Annotated in this window: 26 protein-coding genes; 10 read left to right on the top strand and 16 right to left on the bottom strand. The window is 69.1% G+C overall.

Translation table 11 applies throughout. The features are described 5' to 3' along the window. Positions 1-61 precede the first annotated feature (61 nt). Positions 62-916: a helix-turn-helix transcriptional regulator gene (locus tag AB0A63_RS24765; protein ID WP_360395559.1), complete on the top strand. Its 855-nt coding sequence runs from the start codon at positions 62-64 to the stop codon at positions 914-916. On the opposite strand, the gene AB0A63_RS24760 is transcribed toward AB0A63_RS24765, so the two are convergent. Both AB0A63_RS24760 and AB0A63_RS24755 read right to left on the bottom strand, forming a co-directional pair. After that, positions 831-1,589: an enoyl-CoA hydratase-related protein gene (locus AB0A63_RS24760; RefSeq protein ID WP_360395557.1), complete on the bottom strand. Its 759-nt coding sequence runs from the start codon at positions 1,587-1,589 to the stop codon at positions 831-833. The genes AB0A63_RS24765 and AB0A63_RS24760 overlap by 86 nt on opposite strands. Before the next feature lie 17 nt (positions 1,590-1,606). Next, the gene (locus AB0A63_RS24755) at positions 1,607-3,601 is read right to left on the bottom strand and encodes a protein meaA (RefSeq protein ID WP_360395555.1); all 1,995 of its coding nucleotides are present in this window, start codon (positions 3,599-3,601) and stop codon (positions 1,607-1,609) included. 102 nt (positions 3,602-3,703) lie between these two features. Between AB0A63_RS24755 and AB0A63_RS24750 the strand changes: the two genes are divergently transcribed. Continuing rightward, entirely contained in the window at positions 3,704-3,991 is a 288-nt protein-coding gene (locus tag AB0A63_RS24750) for a hypothetical protein (RefSeq protein ID WP_360395553.1), read from the top strand. 7 nt (positions 3,992-3,998) lie between these two features. Here the strand turns inward: AB0A63_RS24750 and murA are convergent, their stop codons facing one another. Continuing rightward, complete coding sequence (murA, locus tag AB0A63_RS24745) at positions 3,999-5,264, bottom strand: UDP-N-acetylglucosamine 1-carboxyvinyltransferase (RefSeq protein WP_360395552.1); 1,266 nt, start codon at positions 5,262-5,264, stop codon at positions 3,999-4,001. A gap of 35 nt (positions 5,265-5,299) precedes the next feature. Between murA and AB0A63_RS24740 the strand changes: the two genes are divergently transcribed. Then, complete coding sequence (locus AB0A63_RS24740; protein WP_360395550.1) at positions 5,300-5,872, top strand: cob(I)yrinic acid a,c-diamide adenosyltransferase; 573 nt, start codon at positions 5,300-5,302, stop codon at positions 5,870-5,872. Between the two features lie 55 nt (positions 5,873-5,927). On the opposite strand, the gene AB0A63_RS24735 is transcribed toward AB0A63_RS24740, so the two are convergent. The 13 genes from AB0A63_RS24735 to AB0A63_RS24675 all read right to left on the bottom strand — a co-directional run bounded on the left by AB0A63_RS24735 (position 5,928) and on the right by AB0A63_RS24675 (position 17,372). Next, the gene (locus AB0A63_RS24735) at positions 5,928-6,359 is read right to left on the bottom strand and encodes a DUF2550 domain-containing protein (protein WP_360395548.1); all 432 of its coding nucleotides are present in this window, start codon (positions 6,357-6,359) and stop codon (positions 5,928-5,930) included. Between the two features lie 22 nt (positions 6,360-6,381). Beyond that, entirely contained in the window at positions 6,382-6,747 is a 366-nt protein-coding gene (locus AB0A63_RS24730) for a F0F1 ATP synthase subunit epsilon (protein ID WP_360395547.1), read from the bottom strand. Positions 6,748-6,946: 199 nt separating this feature from the next. After that, a complete protein-coding gene (locus tag AB0A63_RS24725) occupies positions 6,947-8,113 on the bottom strand; it encodes an aromatic acid/H+ symport family MFS transporter (RefSeq protein WP_360395545.1) in 1,167 nt (388 codons plus the stop codon). 165 nt (positions 8,114-8,278) lie between these two features. Continuing rightward, positions 8,279-9,715 carry a F0F1 ATP synthase subunit beta gene (gene atpD / locus AB0A63_RS24720; RefSeq protein ID WP_090095970.1) on the bottom strand — a complete coding sequence of 479 codons (1,437 nt, stop codon included), beginning with the start codon at positions 9,713-9,715 and terminating at the stop codon, positions 8,279-8,281. After that, positions 9,708-10,622, bottom strand: a complete 915-nt coding sequence (locus AB0A63_RS24715) for a F0F1 ATP synthase subunit gamma (protein ID WP_360395542.1) — start codon at positions 10,620-10,622, stop codon at positions 9,708-9,710. The genes atpD and AB0A63_RS24715 overlap by 8 nt, the downstream gene beginning before the upstream one ends. Positions 10,623-10,630: 8 nt before the next feature. Next, positions 10,631-12,277, bottom strand: coding sequence for a F0F1 ATP synthase subunit alpha (gene atpA, locus AB0A63_RS24710; protein WP_360395541.1), 1,647 nt, complete (start codon positions 12,275-12,277; stop codon positions 10,631-10,633). Positions 12,278-12,323: 46 nt separating this feature from the next. Further along, complete coding sequence (locus tag AB0A63_RS24705) at positions 12,324-13,148, bottom strand: F0F1 ATP synthase subunit delta (protein ID WP_360395539.1); 825 nt, start codon at positions 13,146-13,148, stop codon at positions 12,324-12,326. Positions 13,149-13,157: 9 nt separating this feature from the next. Beyond that, positions 13,158-13,700, bottom strand: a complete 543-nt coding sequence (locus AB0A63_RS24700; RefSeq protein ID WP_360395675.1) for a F0F1 ATP synthase subunit B — start codon at positions 13,698-13,700, stop codon at positions 13,158-13,160. Between the two features lie 41 nt (positions 13,701-13,741). Continuing rightward, on the bottom strand, positions 13,742-13,993 hold the full coding sequence (locus tag AB0A63_RS24695; RefSeq protein ID WP_360395537.1) for an ATP F0F1 synthase subunit C: 252 nt from the start codon (positions 13,991-13,993) through the stop codon (positions 13,742-13,744). A 64-nt stretch (positions 13,994-14,057) separates the two neighbouring features. Beyond that, positions 14,058-14,834, bottom strand: coding sequence for a F0F1 ATP synthase subunit A (gene atpB / locus AB0A63_RS24690; protein WP_360395535.1), 777 nt, complete (start codon positions 14,832-14,834; stop codon positions 14,058-14,060). 149 nt (positions 14,835-14,983) lie between these two features. Continuing rightward, positions 14,984-15,430 (bottom strand): hypothetical protein, encoded by a 447-nt coding sequence (locus tag AB0A63_RS24685; protein WP_360395533.1) that lies wholly within the window; start codon positions 15,428-15,430, stop codon positions 14,984-14,986. A gap of 58 nt (positions 15,431-15,488) precedes the next feature. Continuing rightward, positions 15,489-16,625 (bottom strand): MraY family glycosyltransferase, encoded by a 1,137-nt coding sequence (locus AB0A63_RS24680; RefSeq protein WP_360395531.1) that lies wholly within the window; start codon positions 16,623-16,625, stop codon positions 15,489-15,491. Positions 16,626-16,721: 96 nt separating this feature from the next. Then, positions 16,722-17,372, bottom strand: a complete 651-nt coding sequence (locus tag AB0A63_RS24675; protein WP_360395529.1) for an L-threonylcarbamoyladenylate synthase — start codon at positions 17,370-17,372, stop codon at positions 16,722-16,724. Positions 17,373-17,627: 255 nt separating this feature from the next. On the opposite strand from AB0A63_RS24675, the gene AB0A63_RS24670 reads away from it, so the two are divergent. Genes AB0A63_RS24670 through AB0A63_RS24640 form a run of 7 tightly spaced genes read left to right on the top strand, consistent with a single transcriptional unit; the run spans position 17,628 to position 22,671 of the window. After that, on the top strand, positions 17,628-18,083 hold the full coding sequence (locus AB0A63_RS24670; protein WP_360395527.1) for a hypothetical protein: 456 nt from the start codon (positions 17,628-17,630) through the stop codon (positions 18,081-18,083). Continuing rightward, the gene (locus AB0A63_RS24665; RefSeq protein ID WP_360395525.1) at positions 18,080-18,613 is read left to right on the top strand and encodes a DUF3558 domain-containing protein; all 534 of its coding nucleotides are present in this window, start codon (positions 18,080-18,082) and stop codon (positions 18,611-18,613) included. Before AB0A63_RS24670 ends, AB0A63_RS24665 begins: the two co-directional genes overlap by 4 nt. A gap of 24 nt (positions 18,614-18,637) precedes the next feature. Then, positions 18,638-19,912, top strand: coding sequence for a hypothetical protein (locus AB0A63_RS24660; RefSeq protein ID WP_360395523.1), 1,275 nt, complete (start codon positions 18,638-18,640; stop codon positions 19,910-19,912). Continuing rightward, complete coding sequence (locus AB0A63_RS24655; protein WP_360395521.1) at positions 19,909-20,664, top strand: ESX secretion-associated protein EspG; 756 nt, start codon at positions 19,909-19,911, stop codon at positions 20,662-20,664. The genes AB0A63_RS24660 and AB0A63_RS24655 overlap by 4 nt, the downstream gene beginning before the upstream one ends. Then, positions 20,661-21,143 (top strand): YbaB/EbfC family nucleoid-associated protein, encoded by a 483-nt coding sequence (locus AB0A63_RS24650; RefSeq protein WP_360395519.1) that lies wholly within the window; start codon positions 20,661-20,663, stop codon positions 21,141-21,143. Before AB0A63_RS24655 ends, AB0A63_RS24650 begins: the two co-directional genes overlap by 4 nt. Next, positions 21,140-21,442, top strand: coding sequence for a type VII secretion target (locus tag AB0A63_RS24645; protein ID WP_360395517.1), 303 nt, complete (start codon positions 21,140-21,142; stop codon positions 21,440-21,442). The genes AB0A63_RS24650 and AB0A63_RS24645 overlap by 4 nt, the downstream gene beginning before the upstream one ends. Next, positions 21,439-22,671 carry a hypothetical protein gene (locus AB0A63_RS24640; RefSeq protein WP_360395516.1) on the top strand — a complete coding sequence of 411 codons (1,233 nt, stop codon included), beginning with the start codon at positions 21,439-21,441 and terminating at the stop codon, positions 22,669-22,671. The genes AB0A63_RS24645 and AB0A63_RS24640 overlap by 4 nt, the downstream gene beginning before the upstream one ends. Positions 22,672-22,722 lie beyond the last annotated feature (51 nt).

The raw sequence follows: 22,722 nt of genomic DNA, 5'->3' as shown, positions 1-22,722 counted from the left end.
CCGTCTCCCCAGGAGTGCCACACCCAGGCAACAGCTCCAGGCCCGCACTAACCTCGCAGACGTGCTCGGTGAGTTCCTGAAAGCCCATCGCGCCCGCGTCAACCCGGAGGACGCGGGCCTGCCCTCGCACACCCAGCGCAAGGTCAAGGGCCTGCGCCGCGAGGAGGTCGCGGTGCTCGCCGGGGTGAGCGCCGACTACTACGCCCGGCTCGAACAGGGCCGTGAGACCAACCCCTCGGCGCAGGTCCTCGACGCCCTGAGCCGCGCGCTGCGGCTCGACCCGGACGCCCGCTCCCACCTGCACCGCCTCGCCGGTGTCGTCGCGGACGAGGGGCACTCGACCGACAAGGTCAGCCCCGAACTGCGGCAGCTCATCAGCGGCATGCACGACATGCCGGCGTTCGTGATGAGCTCCTACCTCGACATCCTCGCGACGAACGCGCTGGCCGACGCCCTGTACGAGCCGTTCACCCCCGCCGACAACCTGGCCAGGATGGCGTTCCTCGACCCGGCCGCCCCGAGCTTCTACCCGCGCTGGAACTGGGTCGCGCAGAGCACGGTCGGCAACCTGCGGCTGACGGCGGACCCGAAGTCCGCGCGGCTGGCGCGGATGGTTGCGGCGCTGCGCCGCAACCCGGTGTTCGAGGAGCTCTGGGAGCACCACGAGGTGCGCGGGAAGACCCAGGACGCCAAGGACTTCGTGCACCCGGCGGTCGGTCCGCTCCGGCTGACCTACCACTCGTTCGACGTCCGCGAGGCCCCCGGCCAGTTCCTCGTGATCTACCAGGCGGAACCGGGCCCGAACGCGGACGCGCTGAGGCTGCTCGCGACTAGTCGGGCCACACGGGCTGCCGCTTCTCCAGGAACGACGCCCGCCCCTCCGTGGCCGACGGGGACTGCGACGTCTCGGCCATGACCGCCAGCGCGATCTCGTAGGCGTCGGCCTCCGGCCGGTCCAGCTGCGCGTAGACGGTCCGCTTGCCCACGGCCTTCGACGCGCGGCTGCCCCGCGTCGCCCGCGCCAGCAGGTCGTCGACCTCGGCGTCGAGCGCGTCGGCCGGCACCGCGCGGTTGACCAGGCCCCACTCCGCGGCGGTGGCCGCGTCGACCACGTCGCCGGTGAGCACCAGCTCCATCAACCGCTTGCGCCCGATCGACCGCGCCACCGGCACCGCGGGCGTGTGGCAGAACCAGCCGGCCTTGCCGCCGGGCAGCGAGAACCCGGCCGTGTCCGCCGCGACCGCGAGGTCGCACGACGCCACCAGCTGGCACCCGGCCGCGGTCGCCAGTCCCTGCACGCGTGCGATCACCACCTGCGGCACGGCCTGGATGGTCTTCATCAGCACCGTGCACAGCTCCAGCAGCAGCCGCACGCCCTCTTCGTCACGCGCGTGCACGTCCGCGAAGTCGTGACCCGCCGAGAACACCGGCCCCTCGGCCGCCAGCACGATCCCGGCCGCGTCGGACGCACCGGCCTCGCGGAACGCCTCCAGCAGCTCGGTCAGGTGCTCGGCGGACAGCGCGTTGCGCTTGGCCGCGCGGTTCATCGTGATCCGGACTACCGACCCATCGCGCGCAACGTCGACCATCCAGCGAATCTAAGGCCCTAGGCCAGCGAGTGCACCTCGCGGATCACGGTGACGATCTCGTCCATGATCTCGGTCAGCTCGTAGTCCTTCGGCGTGAACACCCGTGCCACTCCGCGCTCGTGCAGCTTGGCCGCGTCGTCGGGCGGGATGATGCCGCCGACGATCACCGGGATGTCCCCGGCACCGGCCGCGCGCAGCCCGTCGACCACCGCGGGCACGACCTCCAGGTGCGACCCGGACAGGATCGACAGGCCCACGACGTGCACGTCCTCCTGCACCGCAGCCGCCACGATCTGCGCCGGCGTCAGGCGGATGCCCTGGTAGACGACCTCGAAGCCGACGTCGCGGGCGCGCACGGCGACCTGCTCGGCACCGTTGGAGTGCCCGTCGAGACCCGGCTTGCCGACCAGCATGCGCAGCCGTTCGCCGACCTCCTCGCCGGTCGACCGCACCCGGTCGCGCACCCGTGCGATCTCCGAGCCCGCCTCACCGGAGGCGGAGGCGGCGGAGACACCCGTGGGCGCCCGGTACTCGCCGAACGTCTCGCGCAGCGCCTGCGACCACTCGCCGGTCGTCACCCCGGCGCGCGCACAGGCCAGCGTCACCTCGACGAGGTTCCGGTCGGTCTTCGCCGCTTCGCGCAACGCGTCCAGCGCCGCCTCGACCGCGGTGTTGTCACGGGAAGCACGCCACTGCCGGACCGCCTCGACGGCGTGCATCTCGACGACCGGGTCGATGGTCTCGATGGCGTTCGCGCCCTCGGCCTGAAGCGGCGACGGCTCGGTCGTGTCGAACCTGTTGACGCCGACGACGACCTCCTCGCCGGACTCGACGCGCCGGCGCCGGTCGGCGAGCGACGACACGAGCTGCGACTTCATGTAGCCGGACTCGACGGCCGCGACGGCACCGCCCATCGCCTGCACGCGGTCGATCTCCTCGCGCGCACCGGCGAGGATCTCGTCCACCTTCGCCTCGATGACGGGCGAGCCGTCGAAGATGTCCTCGTACTCCAGCAGGTCCGTCTCGTAGGCGAGGACCTGCTGCATGCGCAACGCCCACTGCTGGTCCCACGGCCGCGGCAGTCCCAAGGCCTCGTTCCACGCCGGCAGCTGGATCGCGCGGGCGCGGGCGTTGCGGGACAACGACACCGCGAGCATCTCCAGCACGATGCGCTGGACGTTGTTCTCCGGCTGCGCCTCGGTGAGCCCGAGCGAGTTGACCTGCACGCCGTAGCGGAACCGGCGGTGCTTGGGGTTCTGCACGCCGTAGCGCTCCAGCGTGATCTCGTCCCAGAGCTGGGCGAACGCGCGCATCTTGCACATCTCCTCGATGAACCGCACACCGGCGTTCACGAAGAAGGAGATGCGGGCGACGACGTCACCGAACTTCTCCTGCGGCACCTGGCCGGAGTCGCGCACGGAGTCGAGGACCGCGATCGCCGTGCACATCGCGTACGCGACCTCCTGCGCCGGCGTCGCGCCGACCTCCTGGAGGTGGTAGCTGCAGATGTTGATCGGGTTCCACCTGGGCACGTTGGAGACGGTCCACGCGACCATGTCGGTGATCAGCCGCAGCGACGGTCCCGGCGGGAACACGTACGTGCCGCGGGACAGGTACTCCTTGATGATGTCGTTCTGCGTCGTGCCGGCCAGCGCGGCCGGGTCCGCGCCCTGCTCCTCGGCCACGGTGACGTAGAGCGCGAGCAGCCACATGGCCGTCGCGTTGATCGTCATCGACGTGTTGGCGCCGCCGAGCGGGATCTGGTCGAAGAGCTGCCGCATGTCGCCGATGTGGCTGACGGGCACGCCGACCTTGCCGACCTCGCCCTTCGCGAGCTCGTCGTCGGGGTCGTAGCCGGTCTGCGTGGGCAGGTCGAACGCGACCGACAGGCCGGTCTGCCCCTTCGCGAGGTTCCGCCGGTAGAGGGCGTTGGACGCCGCGGCCGAGGAGTGACCCGCGTACGTGCGCATCACCCAGGGGCGGTCGCGTTCACGGTCAGCTGGGTACGGCACAGCACCTCCCACAACGTCGTTGTCCGGAGCGTACTGGCCGGTAACCAGAGCTGCGCGTGCGCTTGCTCACTGAATCGTGACCAAAAAGAGCATGATGGAGAGGTGACGGGGATCTACCAGACCGTGGTCGTCTTCGCGGCGCTCGGCCTGCTCGCGGTGCTGCTGCGCTACTTCGTGGGCAACGACAGGCGGCCGGTGCCGGACCTGGACGGCACCGACTTCGGGTTGCTCAGCGAGGTCGCCGTCGTGCCCACCGAGGAGGCCGCGAAGGTGCTCGTGCAGAAGCTCCGGCGCAACGGCGTGAAGGCCACGCGCTCGCGGAACGCGCCCTACCGGGTCATGGTGTGGCCCGCGGACGTCGCGAACGCGCGGCTCGTCCTGAAGTCGTGACCGGCGGTCAGCCGCTGACCCGCTCCACGTCGGCGCCGAGCTTGCGCAGGTTCTCCACGAACCCGGGGTAGCCGCGCTCGATGTGGAAGATCTCGTAGACCTCGGTGGCACCGTCCGCGCACAGACCGGCCAGCACCAGCCCCGCACCGGCCCGGATGTCGGAGGCCCACACCGGCGCGCTGGACAGCTTCTCGACCCCGCGGATGACCGCGTGGTGCCCGTCGGTGCGCGCGTCGGCGCCGAGCCGGATCATCTCGTCGATGAACCGGAACCGCGCCTCGAACAGGTTCTCCGTGATCATCGACGTGCCCTCGGACACCGCCGACAACGCGATGGCGAACGGCTGGTTGTCCGTGGCGAAGCCGGGGTAGGGCAGCGTCACGAAGTCGACCGCCTTCGGCCGCCCCTCCATGACCACCCGGAAGCCCTCGTCCTCGCCCTCGTAGACGGTCACCTCGGCGCCCGCCATCCGCAGCTTCTCCAGCACCAGGTCCAGGTGGTGCGGGTTCACGCCGCGCACCCGCACGTCACCGCGCGTCATGGCGGCGGCGAACCCCCACGTGGCACCGACGATCCGGTCGCCGATGACGCGGTGCTCGGTCGGCTTGAGCTCGGACACCCCGTGCACGGTCAGCGTGGACGTGCCGGCGCCCTCGATCTTCGCGCCCATCTGCGTGAGCATCAGGCAGAGGTCGACGATCTCCGGCTCGCGCGCGGCGTTGTCGATGACCGTGGTGCCGTTCGCGAGCACCGCCGCCATCAGGATGTTCTCGGTGGCCCCCATGCTGGGGAAGTCGAGCCAGATCTGCGCGCCGTGCAGCCCCTCGGCCTCGGCGACGATGCAGCCGTGCTCGATCCACGTCGTGGCGCCGAGCTTCTCCAGCCCGCTCTGGTGCATGTCGAGCGGCCGCGACCCGATCGCGTCCCCGCCCGGCAGCGCCACGACGGCGCGCTTGCACCGGCCGACGAGCGGCCCGAGCACGCAGATGCTGGCGCGCAGCTTGCCCATCGCCTCGGAGTCGGCGTGGTAGCTGAGCTCGGACGGCGTGGTGATCCTCGCCACGTCGCCTTCGAGCTCGACCTCGCACCCGAGGCTGCGCAGCGCGTCCGCCATCAGCGGCACGTCCAGGATGTCCGGGCAGTTGGTGAGGGTTGTGGTCCCCTCGGCCAGCAGGGCAGCCGCCATCAGCTTCAGGACGCTGTTCTTGGCGCCGACGACCTCGACCTCGCCGACCAGACGCGCGCCGCCGTGTACCCGGAAATGCTCGCTCACGCGGCAATCCTACGTACGGCCTTACAGTGCCCGTTATGGCGGTGCATCTCACCAAGATCTACACGCGCGTGGGCGACGACGGCACGACCGGTCTCGGCGACTTCTCGCGCGTTCCCAAGACCTCACCCCGCATCGAGGCCTACGCCGACGTGGACGAGACGAACGCGGCCCTCGGCGTGGCCCTGGCGCTGGGTCAGCTGGCCCCTGACGTGCACGAGGTCGTGCGCAAGGTGCAGAACGACCTCTTCGACGTCGGAGCGGACCTGTGCACGCCGATCGTGCCCGACCCGGAGTACCCGCCGCTGCGGGTCACCCAGGCGTACGTGGACCGCCTGGAGGGCTACTGCGACACGTTCAACGAGAACCTGGGCAAGCTCGACTCGTTCATCCTCAACGGCGGCACCCCCGGCGCGGCCCTGCTGCACCAGGCCCGCACCATCGCCCGCCGCGCGGAACGCCGGGCGTGGGCGCTGGTCGAGGCCGAGCGGGAGCAGACCAACGTGCTGACGGCGAAGTACCTGAACCGGCTGTCGGACCTGCTGTTCATCCTGGCGCGGGTGGCGAACCCGGACGGTGACGTGCTCTGGCAGCCCGGCGGCAACGCCTGATCGAGAAACACGAGAAGGGCGCCTCCCGTTGCGGGAGGCGCCCTTCTCACGTTCGTCAACTGGCCCAGGGAATGGACCGGCCCGGAGGCGCTGACTCCAACCAGGACAGGAATCCTGTCAGCGCGTCCGGGCCCATCGCGATCTCGACCTCACCGGCGGCGGACCGGCACCGCAGCACCGTCGCCCCCACCGGCATCGCGTACGCCTCGGGGCCCGTGGGCTCCCGCCGCGCATCGATCTCGAGGCCGTCTCTGGAGATCATCTGGTCGGGGCCTGACCCGAGCGAGAGCACCCGGAACCAGGCGAACTTGTCGCCCCGGTAGTGCCCCACTCCCAGGTGCCAGCCCCGGCCACGGTCGTCGAACCGGCTGCGCAGGGCGACGTGCACACCGCCCTCGCGCAGCAGCCGGACCCGGCGCCACGCGAGGCACACGATGACGACGGCCACCCCGAGAAGGATCAACCCGGCAATCTCGGTGATCCCCACGACTGAGCCCTCGCGCCCGGTCTCAGGCCGACTGTTCCACGGCCCGCACGCGCGCTGCCGCACGTGCGCGCTCGGCATCGTCCGCGTCCTGCAGCGCCGACCGCGCCGCGTTCACGTCGATCTCGCCCGCGAGCTCGGCGTCCTCGGCGAGGATCGACACGCCGGTGCCGGTCACGGACAGGAAGCCCCCGTGCACGGCGGCGGTGACCAGTGCACCGTCCGTCGTGCGGATCCGCACCACACCACCCTCGACCAGCTGACCGAGAACGGGCTCGTGACCGGGCAGGATGCCGATCTCGCCCTCGGTCGTCTGCGCCGAAACGGAAGTGGCCGTACCGGACCACAGGCGGCGTTCAACGGCGACCAGTTCAACGGTCATCTCGGCCACGCGCATCTCCCTCGTCGTCTGGAGTCGAACTGAGTCTAAACGGTCGCCTGACAGCCTCGCCGGGCCGCCCGGTGTAGCGGGGTCCGAGGACCGCCGCAGAGCCGCGCAGGTGCCACCCGGCGCGAGCGCGAGTTGTTGTGCCTGCACGGAATCCAGCACCCGCACCACCGCGGCACCGGCGGCGAGATCCGCGCCGGCATCACCGCACGCCGGGCACGACCGCTTCCGCCCGCACCCCGACGGCGGCCACCCCGGCCGCCCCCAGCGCCGCGACCACGGCGAACACGTAGAACCCCCACGGGTGCGCCAGACCGGCCGTCAGCAGCGCCCCACCGAGCAGCGGCCCGCTGATCGCCCCGAGCCGCCCGATGCCCGCGGCCCACCCGATGCCGGTGGCCCGGTTCTCCTCGTAGACCCGCCCCGCGTAGGCGTACACGAGCACCTGCGCGCTGAACACGAAGCACCCGGCCAGCAACACGGCCACGTACACGCCGACCCCCGGCAACCTGATGCTCAGCAACGCCAGGAACACCACGGCCCCGGCGAACCAGCCGATCGCCGCCGGCCGGACACCGACCCTGTCCGCGACCGCGCCCGCGACCAGAAGTCCCACCACCGCACCGATGTTGAGCGTCAGCAGCAACGCGAGCGCGGTCCCCAGCTCGTAGCCCGCACTGCGCATGATCTGCGGCAGCCACGTGTTCAGCCCGTAGACCAGCAGCAGCCCCATGAACGACGCCACCCAGAACGCCACGGTCGCCTTGCGCAACCCCGGCTTGAACAACGACCCGACCGCCTCACCGGCCGGCGCCTTCCGCACCACCGTCTCCGGCAGGTACCGGAGCATCAGCGGGATCAGCACCAGCGCCGGCACCGCACCGGCGACGAACAGCGCCTGCCACCCGAGCCGCGGGATGAGCAGGATGCCCAGCAACGCCGTGATGACCGCACCCACGTGGTACCCGGTCATGATGAGCGTGGTGGCCCGTCCACCCTGCTGCGGCCGTGCCTCGTTCACCAGCGCGATGGCCGTGGGCAGACACCCGCCGAGCCCCAGCCCGGCGAGGAAGCGGAAGACGCCGAACGTGGTGGCGTCCTGCGCCAGCGCGCAGGCGAGGGTGAACACGGAGAACCCGGCGACGGCGTAGATCATCACCTTCCGCCGCCCGATGACGTCGGTGACGGTCCCGATGACGAGCGCGCCGAGCATCATCCCGACGAGACCGGCCGTGGACACCGCACTGGCCGACGCCGTCGTGAGCACCTGCTCCTGCAACAGGGTCGGGATCACCGTGCCGAGCACGACGAGGTCAAAGCCGTCGAGCAGGACCGCCGTCCAGCACAACGGCAACACCCATTTGTTCACGCGCTCTCTCCTCGCTGAGGGGCCCTGGTGATGCCGAGCATCGTGCGGCCCGGGACCCGCAGGCGGGAGAGCTGTTTCCGGTGAACGGAAATGTCATGTCGTCCGAAAAGGCGAAGGGCCGTCCCTCCACAAAGGAGGAACGGCCCTTCGTCACGTCAGCCTGCCTCAGTTGCCGGCGAGCTTCTTCGCGTTGGCCTCGACGTCGTCCAACCCGCCACAGGAGAAGAACGCCTGCTCCGGGTAGTGGTCGAACTCGCCCTTGCACACGCGGTCGAACGCCTCGATCGTGTCCTTGATCGGCACGAAGGAGCCGGGCTGACCGGTGAACTTCTCGGCCACGATGAAGTTCTGGCCGAGGAAGCGCTCGAGACGACGCGCGCGACCGACGAGGACCTTGTCCTCCTCGGAGAGCTCGTCCATGCCGAGGATGGCGATGATGTCCTGCAGCTCCTTGTACTTCTGCAGGATTCGCTTCACCTCCTGGGCGACCCGGTAGTGCTCCTCGCCGACGATCGACGGCTCGAGGATTCGAGACGACGACGACAGCGGGTCGACGGCCGGGTAGATGCCCTTCTGGGAGATCGGACGGGAAAGCTCCGTCGTCGCGTCCAGGTGGGCGAAGGTGGTCGCCGGGGCGGGGTCGGTGTAGTCGTCCGCGGGCACGTAGATGGCCTGCAGCGAGGTGATCGACTTACCGCGCGTCGAGGTGATGCGCTCCTGGAGCTCACCCATCTCGTCGGCCAGCGTCGGCTGGTAACCCACAGCGGAAGGCATGCGGCCCAGCAGGGTCGACACCTCGGAACCGGCCTGGGTGAAGCGGAAGATGTTGTCGATGAAGAGCAGCACGTCCTGGTTCTGCACGTCGCGGAAGTACTCCGCCATCGTGAGAGCGGACAGCGCGACGCGCATGCGCGTGCCGGGCGGCTCGTCCATCTGACCGAACACCAGGGCGGTGTCGCCGAGAACGCCCATCTCCTCCATCTCGAGGAGGAGGTCGGTGCCCTCACGGGTGCGCTCACCGACGCCGGCGAACACCGACGTGCCGGAGAACTCACGCGCGATACGCGTGATCATCTCCTGGATGAGCACGGTCTTGCCGACACCCGCGCCGCCGAACAGGCCGATCTTGCCACCCTTGACGTACGGGGTGAGCAGGTCGATGACCTTGATGCCGGTCTCGAGGATCTCGGTCTTGCCCTCGAGCTGGTCGAAGGCGGGCGCCTTGCGGTGGATGCCCCACTGCTCGCCGTCGCGGCCGAGGCCGGGCTGGTCGAGGCAGTCACCGAGGGCGTTGAAGACGTGGCCCTTGACGACGTCGCCGACGGGCACCGAGATCGCGGCACCGGTGTCGGTCACGGTCGTACCGCGGACGAGACCGTCGGTCGGCTGCATCGAGATGCAGCGGACCAGGTTGTCGCCCAGGTGCTGCGCGACCTCGAGGGTCAGCGTCTTGGCGACCGCCTCGAAGGTGATCTCGGCGTGGCAGGCGTTGAACAGCTCGGGCACGGCGTCGCGCGGGAACTCCACGTCGACGACCGCACCGATCACCCGGACCACACGGCCGGTGCGGGTGGTGGTGGCAGTAACACTCATGTCAGTCATCACTTCCTGCGCCACCGGTAAGCGCGGAGGCGCCACCGACGATCTCGCTGATCTCCTGGGTGATCTGGGCCTGACGGGCCGAGTTCGCCGCCCGGCTGAGGTTCCGGACGAGCTCCGTCGCGTTGTCCGTCGCGGCCTTCATGGCCGTGCGGCGTGCCGCAGACTCCGATGCCGCCGCTTCCAGCAAGGCGGAGAACAGCCGGGTCTTCACGTACTTGGGCAGCATCGCACCGAGCAGCGCTTCCGCACTGGGCTCGAAGTCGTACACCGCACGCGGCCCCTTGGGGGTCTCGCCGGTGTACTCGACGTCCATCGGCGCGATCCGCCTGGCGGTGGGCGTCTGGCTCAGCATGGACTTGAACTCGGTGTACACGACGTGGATCTCGTCCACGCCCTGCGCACCGTTCTCCGTGCCCTCCAGGAACGCCTCCACCAGCGCGTTGCCCGCCTCGACGGCGTTGACGTAGTGCGGAGTCTGGGAGAACCCGCTCCACGAGGCGGTGACCTCGCGACGGCGGAAGTTGTAGTACCCGATCGCCTTGCGGCCGGTCGCGTACAGCACCGGCTCCTTGCCCTCGGACTTGAGCAGCTCGATCAGCTGCTCAGCGGCCTTCAGCACGTTGGCGTTGTAGCCACCGCACATGCCTTTGTCGCTGGTGACGACGAGGACGGCAGCGCGCTTCGGGTTCTTGCGTTCCGTCAGCAGCGGGTGGTCGAGGTTCGCCGAGGCCTCGGCCAACGCGGAGAGCACGTTCGTGATCTCGTCCGCGTAGGGGCGCGAGGCCGCGACCCTGGTCTGCGCCTTGGCGAGGCGAGACGTGGCGATGAGCTCGTAGGCCTTCGTGATCTTCTTGGTCGAGTTGACCGTTCGGATCCGCTGGCGGAGCTCCCGAATCTGTGCGCCCATGGCTCAGATCACTTCTTGGTCGGCTCGGGCTTGTTGACCTTCACCGACTCCTGCGCGACCTTGTCGGCGTCCATGGCCTTCTCGGGCGCCTCGTTGACGATGGTCGTGCCGTCGGAAGCGGTGAACTGCTTCTTGAACTCCGCCACGGCGTCGGCAACGCGCTTCTGCGAGTCCTCGGGGAACTTCTTGGTCTCGATGATGCTGCTGAGCAGGTCCGCGTGGTTGCGGCGCAGCGAGTCCTTGAAGTCCGCGACGAAGCGGCGGATGTCGGCGACGGGCACGTCGTCCAGGTGGCCCTTGGTCGCGGCGAAGATCTCGACGACCTGCTCCTCGACGGGGACCGGGGAGTACTGGCCCTGCTTGAGCAGCTCGACCAGACGGGCACCGCGGTCCAGCTGGGCGCGCGACGCGGCGTCGAGGTCGGACGCGAACGCGGAGAAGGCCTCCAGCTCGCGGAACTGCGACAGGTCGAGGCGCAGCGAGCCCGCGACGTCCTTCATCGCCTTGATCTGCGCGGCACCACCGACGCGGGAGACGGAGATACCCACGTTGACGGCCGGGCGGACACCGGCGTTGAACAGGTCGGACTCGAGGAAGCACTGACCGTCGGTGATCGAGATGACGTTGGTCGGGATGTACGCCGACACGTCGTTCGCCTTGGTCTCGATGATCGGGAGACCCGTCATCGAGCCGCCACCGAGCTCGTCCGAGAGCTTCGCGCAACGCTCGAGGAGGCGCGAGTGCAAGTAGAAGACGTCGCCGGGGTAGGCCTCGCGGCCCGGCGGGCGGCGCAGCAGCAGCGAGATGGCGCGGTACGCCTCGGCCTGCTTGGTCAGGTCGTCGAAGATGATCAGGACGTGCTTGCCCTGGTACATCCAGTGCTGGCCGATGGAGGAACCGGTGTACGGCGCCAGCCACTTGAAGCCGGCCGAGTCAGAAGCGGGGGCGGCGACGATCGTCGTGTACTCGAGTGCGCCCGCCTCCTCCAGCGCGGTCTTGACGCCCGCGATGGTGGAGCCCTTCTGGCCGATGGCGACGTACACGCAGCGGACCTGCTGCTTGGGGTCGCCCGACTCCCAGGCCTTCTTCTGGTTGATGATCGTGTCGATGCAGACCGCGGTCTTGCCGGTCTTGCGGTCACCGATGATCAGCTGGCGCTGGCCGCGGCCGATCGGGGTCATCGCGTCGATGGCCTTGATGCCGGTCTGCATCGGCTCGGACACCGGCTGGCGCTCCAGCACGGAGGCCGCCTGCAGCTCCAGGGCGCGGGTGTCGTCGGCGACGATGTCACCGAGGCCGTCGATCGGCTGGCCCAGCGGGTTGACGACGCGACCGAGGAAGCCGTCGCCGACCGGCACGGACAGGACCTTGCCCGTCCGGCGGACCTCCTGGCCCTCTTCGATCTTGTCGAAGTCACCGAGGATGACCGCACCGATGTTGCGGACCTCGAGGTTCAGTGCGACGCCGAGGACGCCGCCGGGGAACTCGAGCAGCTCGTTGGTCATCGTGCCCGGAAGGCCCTCGACGATGGCGATGCCGTCGTAGGTCTCGGAGACGACACCAACCTCTTCCCGGCTGACCTCCGGGGAGTAGCTCGAGACGTACTTCTCGATCGCACTGCGGATCTCGTCCGACGAGATCGTCAGCTCCGCCATGTCGTTCCTGCTCTCACTTCTTCGTTCTTGGGAAAGGGCTCAGGGGCTAGCTGGCGAGATTGCGGCGCAGTGCCGCCAACCGGCCGGCGACGCTTCCGTCGATGACCTCGTCGCCGATCTTGATCTGGAGACCGCCGCCCAGCGAGGGGTCGACCTCCACGTGCAGCGCGATCGGGCGCGAGTAGATCGTGGTCAGCGTCGCGGTCAAGCGGTCGACCTGTGCCGCGGTCAGCTCCACGGCGGACCGCACGTGGGCCACGGAACGCTGACGGCGCTTGGCCGCCAGGTCGGCGAGCTCGGCGAGCCCGTCCGCCACGCGCACCCCGCGCGGGTTGCGGACCAGCTGGTCCACCAGCGTCTTGGTGACGGAGCCGACCTTGCCCTCGATCAGGGAGCCGACCAGTGCGACCTTGGTGTCGGCGGTACCCGCGGGGTCCGCCAGCAGGAGCTCGAGCTCGTGCGAACCCGCCACGATGCGGCCGAGCCGGAACAGCTCGTCCTCCACCGAGTCGAGCTGGCCGTCACCCTCCGCACGCACGAGCAGTGCGGTGCGGGCGAGCGACTCGACGCCCTCGACGAGCTCGCGCGGGCTGGACCAGCGCGCGGTCACGACGGCGGCGAGCACCTGCAGCGTCCCGTCGCCCACCTTGCCCGCGAACAGGCCGCGGACGAACTGCTCACGGCCACCGGGCTCGGACGAGGCGTCGGCGAGCGCGCGGCGCAACGCCGGCTGCTCGACCAGCAGGCCGAGCACGGCGAAGAGCTCCTCGCCCAGCTTGGCCTGCTCCTGGGAGGACGCAGCGTCGGCGAGCTCCAGCAGCCGCAGTTCCGCGGCTGCCAGAGCTTCACGACTTGCGGCATGCAACGTCATCGGCTGCCTCTACTTGCCCGCGGGCGCCGCGACGGCGTCCAGCTCGTTGAGGAAGCGGTCGACGGTGCCGCGGCGGCGGGTCTCGTCCTCGAGGGACTCGCCCACGACCTTGCTCGCCAGCTCGACGGCGGTGCGGCCGAGGTCGGCGCGCAGCTCGGCGACGATCTGGGCGCGCTGCGCGTCCAGCTGGTGCTGGCCCTGCGCCACGATGCGGGCGGACTCGGCCTGCGCCTGCTCACGCAGCTCCTCGACGATCTGCAGGCCCTCGGCCCTGGCGTCGTCGCGGATGCGAGCGGCCTCGGCGCGAGCCTCGGCCAGCTGCTCCTTGTACTGCTCGAGCATCTGCTGAGCCTTGGCCTGCGCCTGCTCCGCCTTCTCGATGCCACCCTCGATCTTGGCCGTCCGCTCCGCGTACAGCGCCTCGAAGCGCGGCGACACGAACTTCTTGATGACGAAGAGGAGGAGCAGGAAGGCGACGAGCCCGAGGATGATCTCCGCGGTGTGCGGAAGGACCGGGTTGACCTTCGCAGGGTCCTCCGCGGCCAAGATCAAAGCGTGGAACACGGCGTCTCCTAACGCGTCGAAGGGTTAGGTCAGGCGCCGGCGGTCGCGATGAAGTACACGACGAAGCCGATCAGCGCGAGGACCTCGACGATGGCGAAGGTGGTCCACGCGAGGCTGAGCAGCACGCCGCGGGCCTCGGGCTGGCGGGCGGTGCCGCTGATGACCGAGGAGAAGATCAGACCGACGCCGATGCCGGGGCCGATGGCGGCGAGGCCGTAACCGATGGCCGCAAGACCCGGGTTGATGTTGACGGCGTCCTGGGCGATCTGGAGAGCGCTCACTGTTGCTGTTCCCTTTCCAACTCGGTCCGCGAGTGTTCGCGGATCGGAGGCTTTGTGCTGTTTCTCAGTGCTCTTCTGCCAGCGCCATGCCGATGTAGCTGGCAGACAGCAGCGCGAAGATGTAGGCCTGCAGGCACATGATCAGTGCCTCCAGGAAGGTCAGCGCGATGGCGAAGGCGAAGGACACCGGCGCCACGATGACGGTCAGCCCGCCATTGAGCAGCAGGAACTCACCGGCCAGGGTGAACACCAGCAGCAGGAGGTGACCCGCGAACATGGCCGCGAAAACTCGGATCGCCAGCGTGAGCGGGTTCAGGATGAACTTCTGGAAGAACTCGATCGGGATCAGCAGCGGCAGCACGAACCACGGCGCGCCCGGCGGAATCGTCTGGTGCTTCAAGTAACCCACGAAGCCGTGCCGCTTGAACCCGACGAAGTGGTACACCGGGTAAACGACGAGCAACGAAACGGCGAGCGGGAAACCGATGTGCGACATCGTCGGGAACTGGATGATCGGGATGAGCCCGAACAGGTTGTTCACCAGGACGAAGGTGAAGATCGTGAGGATCAGCGGGATGAAGGGCTTGAAGTCCTTCGCGCCGATCTGCTCCCTGGCGATGTTGTTGCGCCCGAAGTCGTAAACCGACTCGGCGGCGAACTGGAACTTGCCGGGAACGAGCTTCATGTTGCGCGTCGCGGCGACGAAGAACACGCCGATGATCACGATCGACAGCACCAGCAGGACCATCGGCTTCGTGACCGAGCCGAAGATCGGCGGGAGGAAGAAGTCCTTCACACCGGGAGCGACGAACTCGCCCCCCGAAGCCAGCAACTTGGTCACTGTGTTCCTTCCGGTTCTCCCGGCCGGCGTTCACTCCGCCGGGGGAATCGTCACGATCTGGACTTAACGTACCTTACGGTTCGCAAGCGACTACCAGAGGCACCCCTGCGATCGGGTGTCCCTGGCCTGCGCGGACCATATCAGCAGGTCTAGGCGCCTTCTGAGGCGGGGACCACCATCTGGCTGCGGCTGCGCTTGGACGCCCTGGCCTCCAGGTACGACGTCACCAGGACCGTCGCCACCAGGGTGATTCCGAGTGCCTTGGGTTCGAGCCAGTCCTGGTTGCGCAGCAGGATGACCGCGAGCAGCAGCACCATCAGCTTGCCCGTGAATCCGCCGAGTGCGGCGACCATCACGAACATCGGATCGAGCGCGGCGGTCTTGCGCATCAACAACAACGTCGCGAGGCTCGAGAGGATGGCGATCGCGCCGCCGATCAACGACCCGTAGAGACCCGCGGTCCCCCAGATCACAGTTGACACGACGACGCCGAGGAGAAAGGTGCCGAGCGCGGCCCAGGCGGCCGCGCGGAACATTTCCCCGGCGAGCCGCTGGACGACCAGCTCGTGCGTGACGGCCTTGTCCGCGTCGCTCATGTCCCGAAGTGTAGGAACCCGCTTTTCAGCACGTGCAGGCAGCCCCCTCGACAATCCCTCAGGACTTGCGGGCCTCGCGCAGCCGGGGAATGACGGAGACCACGAACGTCACGACCAGCCCGATGACGAAGCAGGTCGCCACGATGACCGGGTCGAAGAGCGTCAAAGCTACGGCCCCAAACGCGAGCACGCCCGCCCACAAATAGATGAGCAGCACCGCGCGCCGTTGTGAGTGGCCGATCTCCAGCAACCGGTGGTGCAGGTGCATCTTGTCCGGGGAGAACGGGCTCTCGCCCCGTCGCGTGCGCCGGATGATGGCCATCAGCAGGTCGAGCACCGGCACGAACAGCACGGCCGCGACGACGATCAGCGGCGACAGCAGACCGAGCAGGTCGGCGGCGCTGCGGGTGGACGGGTTGATCTTGCCGGAGGCGCTGGTGGTCGCGGCGGCGAGCATGAGGCCGATGAGCATCGAGCCGGAGTCGCCCATGAAGATGCGCGCGGGGTTGAAGTTGTGCGGCAGGAACCCCAGGCACGCCCCGGCCAGCACGGCGGCGATCAGCGCCGGCGGGTAGGCCTCCACGGCCCCTTCGCGCTCGACGAGGATGCCGACCGAGAACACGCACGTGGCGGCGGCCGCGATGAGCCCGATGCCGGCGGCGAGCCCGTCCAGGCCGTCGACGAAGTTCATCGCGTTGATCATCGTGACGGTGAGCAGCACGGTGAGCAGCGCGCCCTGGTTCTGGTCCAGCGACACCGTGGCCCCGAGCCCCGGCACCCACGCGAGCATCCACTGCAGGCCGAAGAGCACGAGGATGCCCGCGGCCGTGACCTGACCGGCGAGCTTGGTCAGCGAGTCGAGCTCGAACCGGTCGTCGATCGCACCCACGAGCACGATGACACCACCCGCGACGATGACACCCCACGGGTCGTTGGAGAAGTCGAACGCCGCCCGAAGCACCGGCAGCTGGTGCGCGAGGAACATGCCACCGAGCACACCGCCGTAGATGGCGACGCCACCCATGCGCGGCATCGGCTGCACGTGCACATCGCGCTTACGCGGATACGCCACCGCACCAACCCGGAACGCAAGCGCGCGCACCAGGCCGACGAGCAAGAACGTCACGATGGCAGCCGTCAACGCGACGAGCAGGTACTCGCGCACCGGCAATACGAACGAGGATGCGGGCCCCACGGGCCTACCAATCAGGTCGGGGTCTTCTTCGGGGGTCTTCTTCGGGGTGGCCGCCACGGTACCCGCGGCGCCATGATCAATTCTGTCAGCCGCCGCTCAGCGCGCGACTTCGACCTCGACGCCGAGCACCTCGTCGACGTCGGCCTTGGAGACCGCGCCCTCGCGCAGGATCACCGCGTCGGGCCCCGTGAGGTCGATGATGGTGGAGGCGATGTTCTCCCCGCTCAACCCACCGTCGAGGAAGACCGGCACCGAGTCCCCGAACTGGTCCCGCGCCTCCTGCGCACTGGACGCCGGCGCGTACCCGGACTTGTTGGCACTGGACACCGCCATCGGCCCGACGTCCCGCAACAGCTCCAGCGCCACCGGGTGCAACGGCATCCGCAACATGACCGTCCCCCGCGCCTGCCCCAGGTCCCACGCCAAGCTCGGCGCGTGCGGCAACACGATGCTCAGCCCACCCGGCCAGAACGCCTCGATGAGCGCCCGCGCCTGCCGCGGCACGCTCAGCACCAGCCCGTCGATCGTCGTCCACGACCCGACCAGCACCGGCACCGGCATGTCCGGCCCCCGCCCCTTGGCCTGCAAGAGCCCCCGGACCGCCTCCGCGTCGAAGGCGTCACACCCGATCCCGTAGACGGTGTCGGTCGGCATGACGACCAGCCGCCCACTCCGCACCGCGCCGGCGGCAGCGGCAAGCCCCGCCGCGCGGTTGTCAGGTTCGCTGCAGTCGTAGACCGTGCTCACCCGGCTGAGCCTAGCCAGGTGAGCCACCCCGCCGCCGGACCCCCTCCACCGACCACCGACAGTGGCACCGCGCATTTCTCGCTTTATGCCACCGAAGCTGCGCTGCTGTTCTCACTTGAAGCACTCATACCGGCTTTGACCAGGCACGGTTTTGCCCCAAACGGGTGTAAGTAGTTCAACTCATCCACCGAATGGTGGCACCGCTGTATGGTCATTGACCGACCACAGAGCGCAATCGGGGAGGGTCGAGCTCCTGTGTCAGAACCACTCAGCACCAGCGGCGTTGTCGGCACGAGCATTGCCGCACAAGCCGCAGCCACCGCCTCCTGGGGCGCCGTTCTCGGCGGTGGACTCGCGGCGGTGATGGCGGCCAGCAAGGCGGTCGCGGTCGCCGTCGAGACCCAGCAGCTCTCCGTCGACCCGCACCTGGTCGACGCGATGATCAAGAAGCTGAAGGGGATGCAGGACGAGTTGGCCAGGCTGATGCGCCAGCGGACCCACCTCAGCCTCCAGATGAAGATCGGCGGCGGATACGCCATGGAGATCTCGAAGGCGAACACGACCTTCGGGACCGCGGCGGTCAAGCAGATCGAGGACGTCGCAAAAGCCATCGAGTCACTCATCACGCAGATCGAGAAGAGCCGCGCCTCCTACACGAACGTGGACCAGGCCGGCTCCGACTCGTTCCGGAAGATCAACGGGAAGTCATGAAGCGCATTCTCCTCGCGGGCCTGGTCGGTCTGTCCGCACTCACGGCTGCTTGTACGGGTACCGCGGGCAACCCGACCCCTGGTCCCACGACGGCCAACAGCACCCCGCCGAGCGACAGCAACGCCTCCGACCTGAAATCCATGAAGCCGTGCGAGCTGCTGACCGACTCGGAAGCAGCCGGCTTCGGCATCGAGTTGCCCGGTGAGCCCATGAAGATCGGCGCGGGTGACACGTGCGACTGGAAGATCCCCGGCAAGGGCGGGCTGAGCGCGGGCATCTACGCGAGCACGGGCGTCAAGGACCTGAACCTGCAGGGCGAGAAGGTCTCCGAGACCAAGGTCGGCAAGTACTCGGCGACCAAGGTGGAGGCCCAGGACGGTTCCAAGGACAGCTGCACCGTGGTGATCGCTGCGAGCGATGCCTCCGCCGTGGCCGTGCTGGGGACCGCTGCCATCGCGTCCGGTGACACCGCGCTGGCATGCGAACGCGCGGGCAAGGCCGCTGAACTGATCGCTGCGAAGCTGCCGTAGCGACGCCCTAGGGGGGAGAGGACCATGGCGCCCATCAAGGCTGATGTTCCAACGCCGAACGACAACTACGCCGGCCAGAAGCATGAGCACATGCAGTCTCTGGTCAAGGACAACTACGTGCCGGAGACCGCCACCGGCACGGCTGACATCTGGAAGTCGTTCAGCGAGTCGTTCCGCGACCTGGCGACCGACTTCACCGTTCTCGTCAACGGGTCGCAGAGCGCGTGGACGGGTCAGGCGGCCGAGGGCGTGCGAAAGGCGCTGAACAAGGTCGGAACGTTCGTGGAACAGACCAGTGAGACCTTCCACAAGACGTCCACGGCGATCGAGCAGCAGCGCGAAGCGGCGGTGCAGGCCAACCACAGCATGCCGCAGCCAGTGGACTTCAACCCGCTCAAGATCGCGGGCGACTGGTTCACCAACAAGGGCGGCTTCATCAACCCGATCATGATGGCCGGCGCGCCCATCGAGATGATCTCGACCTACAACGCCCAGCAGGACGCCAAGGCCGAGGCCGTCCAGGTCATGCAGACCCGGGACAACACGATGATGGCCGCGGCGATGTCGATGCCGACGATGGACGCCCCGCCGGTCGTCACCCAGGACCAGGGCATCACCCAGCCGAGCTCCAGCACCCCATCGCACACCCTCGGCAACACCCCCGCGTACCGCCCGCCCGCCACCACGGGCATGTCCGGCATGCCGTCGTCCTCCTCCACCGGCAACGGCACGACCAACGCGTCGTGGGTGGCCCCGCAGGTCAACGACCCGAACCTGCCGAACAACAACCAGAACCAGAACGGCGGCAACAACCAGAACCGCCCGCCGATCGGCACCCCGCCCGGCATCCTCCCGCCCGGCGTGCGGCCTCCCGGCGGCAACCAGACCGGCCGCCCGCCCCTGCGCGGCGGTCCCGGCATGCGCCCAGGCGGTCCCGGCGGCCTCGGTGGCCCCGGTGGCGGCGCCGGTGGTGGCCGCGGCACGGGTCCCGGCGGCATCGGTGGGCCCGGCAGCGGCGTGGGTGCCGGTGCGGGTCGCGGCATGGGCAGCTTCGGCCCGGCCAACCCCGGCGGTGGCGCAGGGGTCATGGGCGGCGGTGCGGGTACCGGTGCCGCGGGCGCGGGTGCCGCGGGACGTGGTGGCGCGGCCGGCGCTGCGGGCATGGGTGCCGGCGGTGGCGCGGGTGCCGGTGCGGGCCAGGGTGCGGAGGACAAGGAGCACAAGTCGAACTACCTCGTCCCGACCGACGAGTTCTTCGACGACGACCGCATGGTCGCGCCGCCGGTGATCGGCGGATGAGGCAGATCGCGCAGCTCTCCCTGCCCGCGTTCGAGGTCCTCTGGGAGGACCTGCGGGCGGGGAGCCTGCCCTACCCCTTCGACATCCCGTCGCACGGCGACACGCTCGACGAACGCGAGCGCATCAAGAAGGCCGTGCACCAGGACCTCGAACGCCGCGGCCTCGCCCGCCGCGGCCGCCCGGAGCCGGACCTCGACGACGCGCTGCGGCTGCTGGCGCGTCCCGAGCTCCGCGTCATCGCCCTGTGCATGCCGGACATGAGCCGGGAGAAGCTCGTGCGGGCGTGCGTGGTCGCGCGTGGCGGATATGCCGTGCTGGTGTCCCAAGAGGACACCACGATGACGCTGAACCAGGTGCAGCCCAACGAGATCGCGACGAGCCTCGCGGGCGTTGTGCCGCAGGGCCGCCCCGGCCAGGGCAAGCTGGTCACCGTCCCGGCACAGGCCTTCGAGAACCAGCCGCAGCAGCACCAGGAGGGCTTCCGCCAGGCCGTCCGCGCGACCGAGAACGAGGACGTCCGCCTCGCCAAGCAGATGCTGGCCGGTCCAGCGCTCGGCAACGGCCACTTCCTCGTCCAGCTGGACCAGGGCCGCACCAAGCGCGACTTCCCGCCGGTCACCTGGATCGACACCCAGAACGGCCGCTACGCCAACGTGCAGCTGCGCACCGGGTGGTTCACGATCTCGCCCGCGGACAACATGGGCCTCGCCCGTCACCTCGGTCAGGTCCTGGCGATGACGAGCGACCGGTGAACCCCGAGCGGATGATCGCGGACCTGGAGTCCCGGGCCCAGCAGCTCCAGCACCGCTCCCAGCAGATGCAGGAGCAGATCCAGCAGGCCAGCAGCACGGTCACCTCCCCCAACGAGGCGGTGACCGTCCGCGTGGCGCCCAACGGGGCCCTGCAGCACATCGAGTTCTCGCCGGCGGCCACCCGGCTGACCCACGTCCAGCTGGGCCAGCTCGTCATGCAGACCGTGCAGAAGGCCCAGGTCCAGGCCGCCGAGCAGGTCGCGTCCATCGTGGAACCGGAGTTCGGCGGCACGGAGGCCATGGACTTCCTGCGCAGCTTCATCCCGCAGCAGGAGGACGAGGACCCGCCGCCGGCACAGGAGGAGGGTCAGGTCATGCGCGAGGTCTCCTGGAGCGCCCCCGCCCAGAAACCCGCACCGCCTTCGCCGCAGCGACCTGCGGAGGACGACGAGGACGGTTTCGGAAGCGTGCTCCGATGACCGGTTTCGGCGTCGATCCCGCGGAGCTGCACAAGTTCGCCAAGGGCCAACGCGAGCGCCAGGCCGCGCTGGACGCCGCTGCCACCAGGTCGGCGCAGGTCGACCTCGGCGGGGACACCTTCGGCCAGCTGCTCTCGTTCTTCGCCGCCGGCGCCCAGCAGTTCGCTCAGGACGCCACCGCCGCGATCCGCGAGCTCGCCACCGCTGTCGGCAACGCCTCCTCAGATACCACGGCCACCGCCCAGACCTACGAGTCGCACGAGGACGTCAATCGGGACCGGTTCGGAGGTCCACGATGACCTGGACCGGGTTGAAGGGTGGCGACGACTGGGCAACACCTGACAACTACGCAGGTGCGGGTCCGGTCGAGTCGCTGGCCCAGACGATCGACTCGGCGAAACGGCTCGGTGATGGCGATCTCGCCGAGTTCGGCATGAACGCGGGTGCTCTGGCACTCGATGCCCTCGGTGCGTACATGGACCCCGTGGGCGCCCTGGCCACCGCCGGCATCGGTTGGTTGATCGAGCACCTCAGCTTCCTCCGTGAGCCCTTGGACTGGCTGGCGGGCAACGGCGACAAGATCAAATCCGCCGTGACGACGTGGAACGAGGTCGCGACCGATCTCCACAACATCGGTGAGCAGCAGGGCACGGCGGTGAAGAGCGAGCTCCTCTGCTGGGAACAGGGCACCGCCGCCGAGAAGTTCCGCCAGAGTCAGGGTGAACTGTCCGGTGAGATCGCAGCGGTCGCGAAGACGTGCACCTTCGTGGCATCCGAGATCGCCAAGGCCGGCACGCTCACCGCAGCGATCCGCGGCATGATCAGGGACCTCATCGCCCTGTTCATCTGGGAGGTCATCCGCAACGCGGCCATCGCACTCGCGTCCTCGTTCGTGTCACTCGGCAGCTCCGTCGGGGCGTTCTCCGCGTGGGCCGTCGGACGAGGCGCGGTGGTCCTCGGCAAGATCACCCAGCAGCTCGCGAAGCTGGTCAAGCTCGTCACCCGCGTCCTGGGCCGCGTGAAGGGCCTGTTCGGCCAGCTCGGAGACGTCCTGAAGAGGCTTGGCCGGTTCGGCAGAGGTGGTGGCCCCAGGACTCCTGATGCGCCGAGAACCGGCCCAGGCAGGGGTGACGGACTCGCGGACTCCGGCAAGCGGTTGCAGGACTGGGGAAACAGCCGTCCCCCGCTCTCGGAGGCCGGGGACAAGCTCAACCAGGCTGGCCGGGAGTTCAGCGACGGGTACGCCAACGCGGGCAACACCTGGAAGACCAAGTACGAGGAACCGTACGCCGACAAGGTCAAACCGCTCCCACAGCCGCTCCAGGACGCGGTCGGCACGTACACGCCCTACAAGCCGCACACTCGCGCTGACGGAACCGTGACGCCCCACTCGGTGCCAAGTGTCACCGACGGAGGGTGGGTCACCAAGGCGACGGCGGACCACCTCCGGGAGTGGGCGAAGTACGACGAGCTGGAGAACGAGGGCAGGAAACCGTTCCCACGGCAGCACGGATCACTGAGCGAGTGACGACGGTGCGACCGCCGGCCCAGCCGAAGAAGGTCCTTCTCGCAGCACTCA

It is taken from the genome of Lentzea sp. NPDC042327, assembly GCF_040647275.1.
In the GTDB taxonomy this organism is placed as follows: domain Bacteria; phylum Actinomycetota; class Actinomycetes; order Mycobacteriales; family Pseudonocardiaceae; genus Lentzea.
The sequence above is the reverse complement of the archived record's forward strand: the minus strand, read 5'-3'. Positions and strand labels throughout refer to the sequence as shown.